This is a genomic window from Yersinia sp. 2545 StPb PI, from assembly GCF_052217125.1.
GTDB classification, from domain to species: Bacteria; Pseudomonadota; Gammaproteobacteria; order Enterobacterales; family Enterobacteriaceae; genus Yersinia; species Yersinia enterocolitica_E.
In genome coordinates this window covers 3,831,527-3,844,985 of the sequence record NZ_JAZGPY010000001.1, presented here as the reverse complement: position 1 = coordinate 3,844,985, position 13,459 = coordinate 3,831,527, and the positions used below count along the sequence as shown (strand labels likewise).

The following is a 13,459-nucleotide window of genomic DNA, read 5'->3' as shown; positions in this document are numbered from 1 at the left end:
GGAATATGGGATGACTGTTGTTTGTAAGGGAATAGTTACCCGGCGGGCCATGACGTCCATCTTTGGGATGACAGCCATCGTAGGGACAGCGGCCGCAGTGATGACTATGTTGTTAAGTAGCTCAGCATGGGCATTAAATAAGTCTGCGACAGTCAATGTCTCAGTCACTATTTTTGCCGCACCGCCTTGCGAGATTAACGGTAACAATACTATCAACGTTAATTTTGGCGATACCGTCCTGACATCAAATATTGATGGTAGCAACTACATGCAGCCGGTGAATTATACGTTGAACTGTACTTCGGCCGCCTCTAATGCACTGAAATTAAGCATTAATGGTAATGGGGCAAATTTTGATACCAGTGTCTTGAAAACGAGTAATTCAGGTCTGGGGATCAAGTTGATACGTAATGGGCAGTCATTCCCACTGAATACGGCATCCAACTTTACCTATCCGAATGTTCCTGTATTGCAGGCGGTACCGGTTAAACAAACAAATGCAACGTTGAGCACGGGCTATTTTTCCGGCTCAGCGACCCTGGTTGTGGAGTACCAGTAATGAAAATTAATTCACTGATTTCACGCTGTTCCATTGCGGTGGTACTGACTCTCGGCAGTACGTTGGCCTATGCGGACAACATGCTGTTCTCCGGCACATTAATTAATCCTCCGCCCTGCGTGATTAACAATACCGGCACTATCCTTGTCGGTTTTGGCAATGATGTTCTGACTTCGCGGGTTGATGGCACTCAGTATATGCAGCCGGTGACCTATACATTGAATTGTACTGGGGCTGTATCCAATGCGCTGAAAATGACAATTAAAGGAAATGGTGCTGGTTTTGATTCCAGTGTCTTGAGCACGAATAATTCGGCGCTGGGGATCAAATTACTACGTAATGATCAAGCATTGTCACTGAATAGTGCTTTCACCTTTTCCTATCCGACTATCCCGGTGCTGAAGGCCGTACCGGTCAAACAACCCGGTGCAACGTTGAGCGCGGGAGATTTTTACGGTACAGCGACCATGGTTGTGGAGTATCAGTAATGAAAAACGGATCACTGATATCGCGTTGTTCCATTGCGGTGGTACTGACACTGAGTAGCACGCTGGTGTATGCGGATGACGTATTGTTCACGGGGACATTAATTAACCCCGCCCCTTGTGTGATTAATGGGGGAAATACGATAGATGTGCCTTTCGGGGAAAATCTGGGCGTGAACAAGATCGATGGTATTAATTATACCCGGGATGTGCCTTACAGCATGACCTGCGAAACAACCAGTAGCAGTTTGGAATTAGGTCTAACGATTGTCAGTGCATCGGTTACTACATTTGACTCCGCAGCGATACAAACCGATGTTCAGGATCTGGGTATTCGTTTACTGAAAAACGGTGTTCCTTTTGCACTTAATACCCGTGTTGCTTATGACAAAAATAACCCACCGGTACTTAAGGCCGTACCTGTTAAAGCTGCTGGGGCAACATTAAGTGAAGGAAGTTTTGAGGCTACCGCTACTTTATTAGTGGATTATCAATAGGATCAAATGATGACTAATTTAAATCTGCTGATGCGCCGTGGGCGAGCTATTTTAAGTATTCTAATTCTGAATTTATTTTGGATGATACCGGTATCGGCCGCTGACAATATGCGTTTTCATGGCGCCTTGGTCGCAGAGCCTTGCACTATTCGTCCCGGTGATGAAGCTATTAGTTTGAATTTTGGCACTATCGTCGATAAATATCTGTATTCGAATCAGCGTACATCAGGCAAACAGTTTCAACTACATCTGGTCGATTGCGATATCAGCTTAGGTACGACAGCCAATATTGTATTTACTGGTAATGATAGTGTTAATTTACCTGGGTTATTGGCGGTTGATGGCAGTGATGTTGGAATCGCCATTGGTCTTGAAACAATGGCGGGGACACCTCTGTATCTGAATCAGTCGAGTGACGATATTGCACTTGATACAGGAAATAACGTTATTACCTTGAAAGCTTATGTTCGGGGTGAACCCGAGGCGATATCTCAACGTACTATTAAGCGCGGTGAGTTCAATGCGGTCGCAACATTTAATCTGCAATATTATTAATGGGATCTCCCCTCTAATCTTATTTCAATACGAATATGTTAACGCTGAAAATCATTATCAACAGCTTAAATGCCGATATGCGGATAGAGACAATGGAACTTAAACGAATGACAAAGCCTAATATGCGACTAAGTCATAAATATTGCTGGCTAATTGCTTGCGTACTGTTTTTATTTCCGCTTTATAGTCAGGCCAGTGCCTGGGTTTCGACGCAAACACGAACCGGCGGTCAATATACCGGAACATTCTCCTGGCCGACGGAGGAGTTGAGCAACGTACTTTGTACCTCCTCATCTTGTTCTGTGGCGATATGTCACTACTCCACTCTTGAAGCTGAGCGGTGTGTTAACCCGAGTGGGGCATCAACGCGAGTCATTGTTTCTCAAGGAGCAACGGCGCAGACCATGCGAGATGCGTTTGTCAGTCGCAATGGCGCTTCTGGAAGTTGGAGCACCACGACCCCGGTTTTGAGTTCATCAAACACCTGTTTTGGCATTCTTTATTGGCAAGGGGTTGGTGATTTAAACTTTACCGGTAATCAGATCCCAGGCTCTTATTGTGGTGCGGTTCCTCCAACGCCAGAAACCTGTGAGGTTACCAATGATGTCTATATCAACCACGGCTCGCTTAATCAGCAAAATGTCGATGGTGCGATAAAAAGTGAACCGCTCATTATCAACTGTACAGCCAGAACATCGGTGAAATTAACGCTGGTCGGCGGGAAAAATATTAATCTTGGGCAAAATGGCAATCTGACTTCGACCTTAAAAGTGTCAGGGCAAGACTTATCCAATGGCGTGACGGTAACGGCAGCGATAGGCAACACCCCTTTCCAGATCGAATCAACACTTCATGCGCCAGCATTGCCTGACGCAGGTACATTTAGCGGGAGTGGAGTGGTTATTATGTCCTATCTCTAAATGTAGAATTATATGCATTCATTATTTGAGTGCATGATGATTATGAATATGAAATAGTGTTTTAAATTCGCTATTTTCATATTCATAAGTTGGGTGGTTTTACTGTTGTTTATATATGGCAGGGGGCTCCCATGGCATTTATTTATATATTATTTTAAATTAAATAAATGTTATCTTTAAGTTGTAATGTGTTGTACTAATATAGTATAACGCTGTTGCGTTAGATTAGTTAGGTATTAGGCTATAACCTAAATAATTCGAGTTGCAAGAAGGCGGCAAGGGAGATAATCCCGATGAGTTTACATGAGTAAGCGATTCGGGTTATTGAGCGTAGCCAACACACATGCAGCTTGAAGTATGACGGGTATACAACCTAAAAATGAAACGCATACTTCAATGGGCTATTAAATAAATAGGCTATAAATTTTTCTTTTAAGGATTTTCTCATGAAAAAAATGAACATGGCAGTTGCAAATACAATCGTTGGCGGTACTGGTCAAACTTGTAAAGATACTTTCCAGTGGCAGACTAGCGGTACAACTGCAACTTGCATGGCAGTAACTACTTGTACTGACAAACACGGTAAAGTATTAAGCACTACTTCTGCACCTAGCAACATTGCTAACTGCCGTTAATTAAGTATTTGTTAATTTTTATCGATATTTAATAGTATCCCAGGCAAGTGCGGGAGGGATTTCTGTACTTGCCTGACTTATTTATTCAAATGTGTCATCGATGCTTAAATTCAAGAATTTTCGCATTAATTGAATGTTAGAAAGATTATTTCGTGGGCATAAATGTTATTTGATTCTGTTTATGTCTTACCTGAACTCTGATTGTGAATAGAACTGAATCTATGTCTACTGAAAAAAATATGTTTAGGAGTAAGGGATTTTTTATAGGCTATACACTGTTAGTTATCCTTATTTCTTCATTGATAACAACGGCCTATTTCCACTATTTCGTTCTTAATCAGGATGAACAGGAAACCCTATTCGCTGTCAGCAACAGTGAAGTTGAAAACAGCCCAATCAAAGACGATAAAACTATTATTGAGATCTTCTCTTATGGCTGCCATTACTGCGCCATCAATGAAGAGAATGTCACCCAATTAGAAAACCGCATGCCAGAAGGGACGCGTTTTGTTCGCCTGCATATCAGCAGTGATAAAACCACCGGCTTGGGGCGTTTTGCACCTATTTTCGCCACTTTATCCGTCATGGGTATTGAACCGCAGCATCGCCAAAGTGCCTACAAAGCGGTACTGGAAGACAACATTGACCTGAGTGATAACAGCCAACTCGAAACCTGGCTAAAAGCCAATGGCATTGATGTTGCCCAATATCAGCAAGTCAGCCAATCCGCTGAAGTGAAAGAGTTACTCGCCTATATGACGGCAGTGACTGCGCATTACAAGATAGACGCCACCCCGAGCTTTATTGTCGGCAAAAAATGGATAGCGTTACAGGACAGGGAATTCCCAGCGTTCTCAGATCATCTCTTGTCATTACTCGAGCACGATAAGGCGCTGGAGAAATAATGAGACTGTTAGCCGTATGGGGTTACTTTGCCTGGAGAAACCAGCTCGACAAGCTGGCTTTGAGTGGGCGGTTACTTGCCCGCGGGCAGGCTAGGCTGGCTTGCTGGCTGTTACGGCACGGTGATTATCGTTTCTTACTGATGCTCGGTGCTTTGCGCCGGGCTTTAGGCTTGATGCCAAAGCGACAGAAGAATCTGGCGCGAGTGGCGGCGGCCAACAGCCAGTGTTTATTGAATGGTGACAATAGTCCATCAGCACAGAATTTTATGCGTACCGCCCAGCGCCGTCAGGTATTGGAGCTGGCAGCGACTTATGGCCAAAACCGGCGGGTTTTAGCTCAGTTAGCAGCATGTACTCAGCAGTTAGATAGCCAGGTTCGTGCACTGCATGAGGCCGGCTCACCGGTTATTTTAGCGCCGCTGCATATGGTTTCTGATGTGCTCGCTGGCATGGTGGGGGCTAATGCTTATCCGGGGCAGGCGACCGTGGTGGTATCAGCCAGTGCCGAGGCGTATGAAGAGCAGGCGCGGCAGATGGGCGGGGTGAATATTTCCTATTGTTCCATTCATGCTGACAGCCGTGCAATCGCCGGTAACTTGATGGAAGCCATCATGGAAGCGGCCGAGCATAAGCGCAATATTATGATTTTCCCAGATATTACGCCGGATTACACCGTCAATAACCAGATGGCTGAAACGGCAAAAATACCCTGCCAATTGTTCAACCGCCCAGCCAATTTACACAGTGGCATTATTCGCCTTGCCAGAGCACTTTCAGCGCAGGTGGTTTTTTATTATCTGTACTACGACAAAGAAATAAAAATAAATATTTATCCTGCACTTAGCGCGCGAGAAGTGAAAAGTAAATTACCCGAATTGATTGAAACATCAATGACGCAACATCCGCAAGATTGGCTGTTATGGCACTCACATTCGTTATTTTTTATTAACGAATAATGGCACTCATAAAGAATAGTAGAAAATGGAAAAGATAATCCCGACCCAGGTTTTTCAAAGCGAAACCAATGAATGCGGTTTAGCCTGTATTGCGATGCTGGCACAGACGCAAGGCATCAACGCGCCGTTGGAAAGCTTACGGGAGCGTTATCCTGCCTCGGCGCATGGCACCTCATTGGCTACGCTTTGTACTATTTTATCTGAATTGGCGATACCCGCTTACCCGGTGGTGTTTGAACATCAGGAGCTGTCTGCCTTACCGCTGCCCGCCATTCTGCATTATGGCGCGAACCACTACGTGTTACTTGCTTACCGTAAAGGCAACTATGTCTGTGTGATGAATCCGGCAATCGGTCAGCAATTGTTGCCAATGGATGCTTTGAAAGCGGAAATTAGCGGTTATGCCTTGGTGTTGGATCCAGAAACACCGGCAGACCCAGAGGCGGTGAAGAAAATTGAACACAGTACGCGATTGAGCGCACTGGACTGCATGAGCTTGAAAGAGACCGCCAGTGTTCGTGGCATCTACTGGCTGATGACGCTGGCATTTTTGATCTCGCTGACGCTGTTTATCATGCCGACCATGGTCAGTAGCGCCATTAATGACGTATTTTCTTCTGCGGGTGATAAAGACTTCCCCTATTTCTATTTCCTATTGGCTTTTGTGGTCTCAACGTCACTTGCTTTTTGCGTGCGATACATCACCGAGCGTTATATCAAACACTTTGTGGTGCTAAATAGTGTCGCCGGCTTCTCCCGTTTGCTCAGTCATTCACTTAACTTTTTTGATAAACGCGCACCGGGTGATATTTTCAGCCGCTTCTCCAACTGGCAAATGGCGGCTACGCAAAAAATAGAACTGGATAACGGCCTGCGTACCGACTGGATAATCGGTGCTATTGCGCTGGCGGTGATGTGCTATATGAGTCCGGTGCTGGCGATGGTTTCTGCCGTCGGCGTGATGCTGATGGGGCTTATCAGTATTTGGGCCATCTACCGTGACCGTTATTACACCCAACAGTTACAAGTAAAAGGTGCTGAGCAAAGTGATTTTATTCTGGAAACCATTCAGGGATTTTCCACTATTAAATCAGCCGGTTTGGCCAGTCAACGCCAAGGGGTGTTTGCCGGTCTGGCACTTTCATTATTCAGTGCGTTACAGAAGAAAAAAATTTACGATCAGGTCAAAAATAGTCTGTATCAACTGATCGGCAGCCTGGAAATGGTGTTCTTTATGCTGCTGGCGTTGCCGTTGTTGAAGCAGGGGACGCTGAGTTTGGGGGAATTCTTTGCCTATAGCTTTGTCCGTGAGATCTTTACCTCGTATATCACCAAGATCTTCTATGCGATTTTGCAGAAAAACCAACTGCATGTCATTGATATCCGTGCCCGTGATCTGTTCCCTGCTGGGGAGGCAACCCCCTCAAGCAGCGATTCACCGATCCCACCGGCGATCCCGGCATTTACCCGCCAATTGGTCTATCAGAATATCCGTTTTGCCTATGACGCCAGTCAGCCGGTATTGCGCAATTTGTCGCTGTCACTGACGCGTGGGCAAAGTGTGGCGATCATCGGGGAATCTGGTGCGGGCAAAAGTACTTTGTTGAAAGTGATGGCGGGGTTGATGCCACCACAGCAAGGGCAGGTATTGGTGGATGGGGAGCCGGTAGATTTTCAGCAGGCCCATGCCTTGTTCTTCCTGCAAAGCCAGGAAGATATCCTGTTTAATGCCTCGGTATTACAAAACATCACTTTGTTTGATGGGCATGTCGATGCTGAAAAACGTCAACGTATTGAACGTTCACTCCAAGGGCTGCAATTAACCCCGGTTATCGATAAGTTGCCCGGTGGCCTCAGCGCTTTGGTACGTGAAAGCCATGCCGCACTCTCTTTAGGCCAGCGTCAGCGGTTATTGCTGGCCAGAGCGATGTACAGCGATTGCCCGGTATTGGTGTTAGATGAACCTACTGCCAATCTGGATGAAGATACCGCCCATCAGGTGATGCAGACCTTATTGGCACATTGCCGGGAATATCAGAAAACACTGATCACCGTGACACACAGTGAAAGTGTCTTACCCATGTTTGACAGTGTTTTCCGCTTAAATGACGGTCAGTTGGCGCGTTTTGCGCAATCTGCGGCATTAAGCCGCCTGACACCGGTTGCAGGTTAATTATGCGTATAAACATAGTGAACAACAGACCACGGTTACTCCTGATCCTGCTTATTACACTGCTGTTAGTTATCGGCGGTGGGGTAGTGCTGTGGTTATCTAATAGCGAGCAGGACGTACCGCAATTAAGCGAAACTATTGGTCGCGGTGATATCGAACGAAACGTCATGGCAACCGGCAGCTTAAAACCCTCATTGCAGGTGAATGTCGGCGCGCAGGTCAACGGGCAGCTAACCAAACTCTATGTTAAACAGGGCGATCGCGTCACTCGTGGCCAATTGTTAGCTGAAATAGACCCGACCTTGCAGCAAAACGAGTTACGTAAATCGGAAGCTGAATTACAGAGCGCGCAGGCACAAAAGCAGGCAAGCCAAGCATTGTTACGCCAATATCTACTTGAATTTCGCCGTCAACAGACTTTGGCAACGGAAGGTTCTGGTGTGAAAAGTGCGCTAGAAAAAGCACAGGCGCAATACGACAGCCAGTTAGCACAATTGCACGTTAACGAAGCGCAAATTGTGCAAAGCCAAATGTCACTGGAAACCGCCAAAGCCAATCTGGGTTTTACCCGCATCATGGCGCCGATTGACGGCGAAGTACTGGGGATTGTCACCAAAGAGGGGCAAACCATTGTTTCCTCGCAAACCGTGCCGACAATTTTGGTGCTGGCGAATGTCGATACCATGACGGTTCACACCCGTATTTCAGAAACCGATATTCTCAAAGTCAGCGTTGGGCAGCCACTATGGTTCTATGTGGTCGCTGACCCCGAGCGCCGCTATGAGAGCCGGATGGATGCTATTCAGGAAGCGTCGGCAGAAAGCTTGCGCGAAGAGAGTTCCGTCACATCTAACAGTCAGCAACCTTCTGCCGTCTATTACAACGGCATATTCAGCATTGCCAACCGTGAGCGACTATTGCGCACATCAATGACGGCGCAGGTATTCATTATCACCGCGCAGGCGAAAAATGTGTTGCGAGTACCGCTATCAGCGCTGGGGAGTCAACAGTCAGATAAACGCTATCAGGTTCAGGTCATCCAAGGCAAACAAACGGTGGTTCGTGAGGTATTGCTCGGTCTGCGTAATGATCAATATGCCGAAGTAAAAGAAGGCTTACAGCCAGGTGATCAGGTGGTGCTAATGGGTGCACCTTCGGGAGTCACTAATGCGCGCTAATACCATTGATTCACCATGTCCGTTGATCGAACTTAATGGCATTTATCGCCATTTTGCGTCGGGTAGCCAATCGGTCGCGGTCCTTAAAGATATCTCGCTGTCTATTGGTAGCGGCGAAATGGTGGCGATCATCGGTGCTTCCGGGTCAGGTAAATCGACGCTAATGAATATCATTGGTTGCCTTGATAAGCCAACTCAGGGGGAGATGTCGATTCATAACATCTCTACCCGGCAGGCCAGCAGTGAGCAACTGGCGCAATTAAGAAGCCAGTACATCGGTTTTATTTTTCAGCGCTACCACCTGATGCCATATCTGACGGCAACGGAGAATGTGGTCATTCCGGCACTTTACACTGCTATGCCATCTGCTGAGCGTCAGGAGCGTGCGACCTATTTATTGCGCCGCTTAGGCCTTGGTCAGCACCTGTTACACAAACCAGCACAGCTCTCGGGCGGGCAACAGCAGCGTGTCAGTATTGCCCGCGCTCTGATGAATGGTGCCGGTATTATTTTGGCCGATGAGCCGACCGGTGCGCTCGACAGAGCCAGTGGGCAAGAGTTGATGGGAATATTGCATGGCCTGCATCAGTCCGGCCACACCATTATTATCGTGACCCATGATCGTAATATCGCTAATCAGGCCCAGCGCATTATTGAGATAAGCGACGGTGAAATCATTGCTGATCGCCATAATGAGGCGTCTGAGACGGAGGCTGTTCACGCCGCGTTACCCGCCACACTGGCAACGGGTCGGCCACACTGGTGGTTGAGTGTCAGGGAAGCTATCAAAATGGCCTGGCGCTCACTGCTCGGGCATCGTATCCGTGCTTTCTTATCGATGTTGGGCATCATTATCGGCATCTCATCGGTGGTCTCTTCCATGGCGGTGGGCGAAGGTGCGCGTCAAGAAATTCTAAGTGAAATCAGTCAACTGGGTACCAGTAATCTGGATATTCGTCCCGGATTGGGCTGGGATAAACCGCGCCCTGATTTTGAGCGCGCACTCACGCAGGCAGATGTGGCATTACTTAGCCAACAACCCTATGTCGATAGCGTGTCACCGGTGGTGAGCAAGATGGTTGCCGCGGTGCGTGGCGACAAACAAGTGATGATTTCGCTCTCTGGGGTCAGTAACGGTTTCTTTCAAGTAAAAGGGCTGAGTTTTACTGTGGGCGATGGTTTTACCCAGCACCACGTCAATGCGCGTGAGCCGGTGGTTATCTTGCAACCTGAACTCAGTGACACCCTGTTTGCTGTTGGGGAAAATCCGATTGGCGAAATTGTTCAACTCGATGGTATTCCTCTGCGGGTGATCGGGGTCGCCAAGCGTAATGGTTCGTCATTTGGCGGGTTATTGGCCGCTTGGATGCCTTATACCTCACTCACCGAGCGCATTTCAGGTGATATTCCACTCGAATCAATCACCGTGCGGGTACGTGAGGGTTACAACCTGAATGAGGTGCAGCGCGAGGTTGAAACGCTGCTGGATATGGCCCACGGCCAGCGGGACTTTTTCATTCTAAGCAATGACCAGATGAGCAAAGCGATTCAGAAAACCTCTGATTCGATGACATTGTTAATCACTTCCATTGCCGCGATTTCGTTGCTGGTGGGTGGGGTTGGGGTGATGAATATTATGCTGGTGTCAGTGACTGAACGGACCCATGAAATTGGTATTCGCTTGTCAGTTGGTGCTCGCCCCAGCGACATCATGATCCAGTTTCTGATTGAAGCGGTGGTTATCTGTACTCTCGGCGGCTTGATTGGGATTATCGGTTCGGCGCTGGCGGGGGTGATTTTCTCGTGGGTTACCCAAGAATTTACTATGATTTTTACCTGGCCGCCGTTAGTGCTGGCGTGCAGTTTCTCTGCGCTTATCGGGCTAGGGTTTGGTTTTTTCCCGGCGCGCAATGCCGCCCGTTTGCACCCAACCGAGGCACTGGCACGAGAATGAGCAGACTGATTAATGTAGGACTTATCATGCTGCTGTTAACCGGCTGTGGTTCATTACTGAAAAGCGATTATCAGCGCCCCATGCTGTCGGTTCCCGAGGAGTGGCGGGTTAAAGATACTGGCGGGGGTTACCTGCATCACAGTGTGCACTGGTGGGAAAATTTCGATGATCCACAACTGTCTGACAGCATCAGTCGGATGTTGGTCAGTAATAATGACTTAGCTGCTGCTGGCCTGAAGTTACAGCAGGCGCGCCTGACGGCAGGGCTGACCAATACCAATTTGACACCGGATATCACCATGACCGGTGCGGGCAGTAATACCCGTTCGCTGAATGAAAATACCCAGCCGCGAGAAAGCTATAGCACCTCGCTTGGTCTGAGTTACGAGCTGGATTTGTGGGGCAAACTGGCCCGCGCCCGTGAGCAATCCGCCTGGCTGGTCAATGCGACCGAACAGGATCGACAAGAAACTGCACTGTCACTGATTGGGACCACTGCGGATCTCTATTGGCAGATTGCTAAATTTAACCAGCAGTTGGGCTACCAACAGGCGGCGTTAGCTATTTCGCAAGATACGCTCAACATTGTGCGCTCGCGTCTGGCGGCGGGGGATGCCAGTGAAATTGAACTATTGCAGGCACAACAAGCCCTGCTGGATAGACAAAATCAGTATCAAAATCTCGAACAACTGCGGGAAGCTGCACGTAATGCCATGGCACTGCTATTTAACCGCGCGCCTGATTATCGTCAGGCCGAACGCAAGTCATTGGATTTACAACAGCAAGTTGCGATAGCGGAAAGTTTACCGTTACAGGTGATTGCTCAACGGCCTGATGTGCAGGCTGCCGAATGGCGCTTACGTGCAGCCTTGGCCGGATCTGATGTTGCCAAGCTGAATTTCTACCCGACCCTTTCGCTAGGAGCGAGTTTAGATGCCGGTAGCGCGGTGTTTTCACAATGGTTTAGCAACCCGAGCCGGACACTCAGTGTCAACAGCGCGCTGCCTTTCCTCCAGTGGAACACTGTGCAGCTCACCATCGAGCAGTCAAAGCTGGAAGTGAAATTGGCGGCTGTTGATTTTCGCAGCAAGGTTTATAGCGCCTTGAAAGATGTCGATGACGCGATGACGGCACGGCTGAGCTATCAGCAACAAAAACAGAATCAGTGGCAAAACCTGCAACTCAGCCAACGTCGGCTAATCCTGACTAACAGCCAATATCAAGCAGGTGCCGTCTCATTTCAGACCTTACTGGATGCGCAAGATGCCCTGCTGACCAGTGAAACCAATTTGCTCGAACTTCAATATAACTACCTAAATGCCACCATGAAACTGTGGTTGGCGCTAGGGGGGGGTGTTGATAACAGCAGGGAAAGTAAAGGAATTAAATCATGACAAATACAAATAAACAGCGCCGCGTGGTGGTAACCGGCTATGGCAGCGTGACCCCGATGGGCATGACGGCACAGCAGAGCTGGGCGGCGATTATGGACTATCAATTGGGTTATCGTTATTACGATAAATCTGAGCAGGGTATCAAGTCGCGCTTTTTTGGTTTGCTTGATGCTGAGCCGAATCTGAAATCAGTGCCTGCGGCTATCCGCCGCCGCCTACCGCGTTATGCCCGTTTGGTACTGGCGGCAGCGAAAGAGGCGATGGGGATGGCCTTCGCCGAGCAATCTCCTGAGGCTTATTATGACTTGTTGGACTGCGGAACCATCATTGGTAGCGGTTGGGCGGGGCAGGATGAAACACATGATAACTATGAAGGTTATCTGGCAACCGGGCTGGGTACGCCTTTTGGCTGCTTCCTCTCAATGCCTAATGCGGGCACTGCGGCGTGCAGCCTGTACTGGGGGTTACGCGGCTATCAGAACTCCCCGATTGCTGCCTGCGCTACCGGGACCATTGCCATCGGTGATGCATTTGAAATTATCCGTAGTGGTCGGGCGTCAATGATGCTGGCAGGGGCGGGTGAATCATTGCGCAGCGATGCCGCAGTATGGAATATCGATATTCTGGGTGCACTGGCGCGCGAGCAAGACGATATCACCAAAGCCAGTTGCCCGTTTAGTTTGGATCGCAACGGCTTTGTGCTGTCTGAAGGTGCGGCGGTACTGTGCTTGGAAGAACGAGAAGGTGCGATTGCACGCGGTGCGACCATCCTCGGTGAGATCAAAGGTTACGGTAACTACTCTGATGCATTTGATTTCACCGCACCGGCGGAAGATCGGGTGGCGCGGGTGAAGACTATCCGTCACGCCTTGCAACAGGCCGGTTTGAGTGCTGATGAGATTGATTATGTGAACTTGCACGGCACCTCGACCCAGCTTAACGATCTCAATGAGACTCAGGCCATTAAACAGGCCTTTGGCGAAGCGGCTTATACCACGCCACTGTCCAGTACCAAATCTTATTCCGGCCATCTGATTGCGGCGGCGGGCAGTTTTGAATCCATTATCTGTCTGCAAGCGCTTGAGCATCAGATAATGCCCGCCACCTGTAATTTGAAAAATGCTGATCCACAGTGCGACCTTGATTACATCAGCGAGGGGCATCGACCTAAAGCACTGCGCAATACCCTAAACCTGAGTTTCGGTTTTGGTGGCGCCAATGCCGCCTTGGTTATCGGGCTGGATTGAG

The 13,459-nt window shown here is 48.4% G+C and carries 13 protein-coding genes; all 13 read left to right on the top strand.

Annotation, left to right across the window (positions count from 1 at the left end; translation table 11 throughout):
- The first annotated feature begins 10 nt into the window (after positions 1–10).
- The 13 genes from V1955_RS17995 (at position 11) to V1955_RS17935 (ending at position 13,458) form a co-directional block, all read left to right on the top strand.
- The gene (locus V1955_RS17995) at positions 11–559 is read left to right on the top strand and encodes a fimbrial protein (RefSeq protein WP_193784839.1); all 549 of its coding nucleotides are present in this window, start codon (positions 11–13) and stop codon (positions 557–559) included.
- Positions 559–1,047, top strand: coding sequence for a fimbrial protein (locus V1955_RS17990; protein WP_083160371.1), 489 nt, complete (start codon positions 559–561; stop codon positions 1,045–1,047). Before V1955_RS17995 ends, V1955_RS17990 begins: the two co-directional genes overlap by 1 nt.
- Positions 1,047–1,541, top strand: a complete 495-nt coding sequence (locus V1955_RS17985; protein ID WP_083160369.1) for a fimbrial protein — start codon at positions 1,047–1,049, stop codon at positions 1,539–1,541. The genes V1955_RS17990 and V1955_RS17985 overlap by 1 nt, the downstream gene beginning before the upstream one ends.
- A gap of 9 nt (positions 1,542–1,550) precedes the next feature.
- Entirely contained in the window at positions 1,551–2,096 is a 546-nt protein-coding gene (locus tag V1955_RS17980) for a fimbrial protein (protein ID WP_083160367.1), read from the top strand.
- Between the two features lie 92 nt (positions 2,097–2,188).
- Positions 2,189–3,016, top strand: coding sequence for an MrpH family fimbial adhesin (locus tag V1955_RS17975; protein WP_083163847.1), 828 nt, complete (start codon positions 2,189–2,191; stop codon positions 3,014–3,016).
- A gap of 446 nt (positions 3,017–3,462) precedes the next feature.
- Positions 3,463–3,651 carry a DUF4762 family protein gene (locus V1955_RS17970; protein ID WP_005167317.1) on the top strand — a complete coding sequence of 63 codons (189 nt, stop codon included), beginning with the start codon at positions 3,463–3,465 and terminating at the stop codon, positions 3,649–3,651.
- 221 nt (positions 3,652–3,872) lie between these two features.
- Positions 3,873–4,556 (top strand): DsbA family protein, encoded by a 684-nt coding sequence (locus tag V1955_RS17965; RefSeq protein WP_372568710.1) that lies wholly within the window; start codon positions 3,873–3,875, stop codon positions 4,554–4,556.
- Entirely contained in the window at positions 4,556–5,512 is a 957-nt protein-coding gene (locus tag V1955_RS17960; RefSeq protein WP_083160365.1) for an ABC transporter, read from the top strand. The genes V1955_RS17965 and V1955_RS17960 overlap by 1 nt, the downstream gene beginning before the upstream one ends.
- Positions 5,513–5,537: 25 nt before the next feature.
- Complete coding sequence (locus V1955_RS17955) at positions 5,538–7,685, top strand: peptidase domain-containing ABC transporter (protein ID WP_083160363.1); 2,148 nt, start codon at positions 5,538–5,540, stop codon at positions 7,683–7,685.
- Positions 7,686–7,687: 2 nt separating this feature from the next.
- Positions 7,688–8,863 carry an efflux RND transporter periplasmic adaptor subunit gene (locus tag V1955_RS17950; RefSeq protein ID WP_083160361.1) on the top strand — a complete coding sequence of 392 codons (1,176 nt, stop codon included), beginning with the start codon at positions 7,688–7,690 and terminating at the stop codon, positions 8,861–8,863.
- Complete coding sequence (locus tag V1955_RS17945) at positions 8,853–10,817, top strand: ABC transporter permease (RefSeq protein ID WP_372568711.1); 1,965 nt, start codon at positions 8,853–8,855, stop codon at positions 10,815–10,817. Before V1955_RS17950 ends, V1955_RS17945 begins: the two co-directional genes overlap by 11 nt.
- Positions 10,814–12,211 carry an efflux transporter outer membrane subunit gene (locus V1955_RS17940; RefSeq protein ID WP_420074288.1) on the top strand — a complete coding sequence of 466 codons (1,398 nt, stop codon included), beginning with the start codon at positions 10,814–10,816 and terminating at the stop codon, positions 12,209–12,211. Before V1955_RS17945 ends, V1955_RS17940 begins: the two co-directional genes overlap by 4 nt.
- On the top strand, positions 12,208–13,458 hold the full coding sequence (locus V1955_RS17935) for a beta-ketoacyl-[acyl-carrier-protein] synthase family protein (RefSeq protein WP_372568713.1): 1,251 nt from the start codon (positions 12,208–12,210) through the stop codon (positions 13,456–13,458). Before V1955_RS17940 ends, V1955_RS17935 begins: the two co-directional genes overlap by 4 nt.
- Position 13,459: the final 1 nt, after the last annotated feature.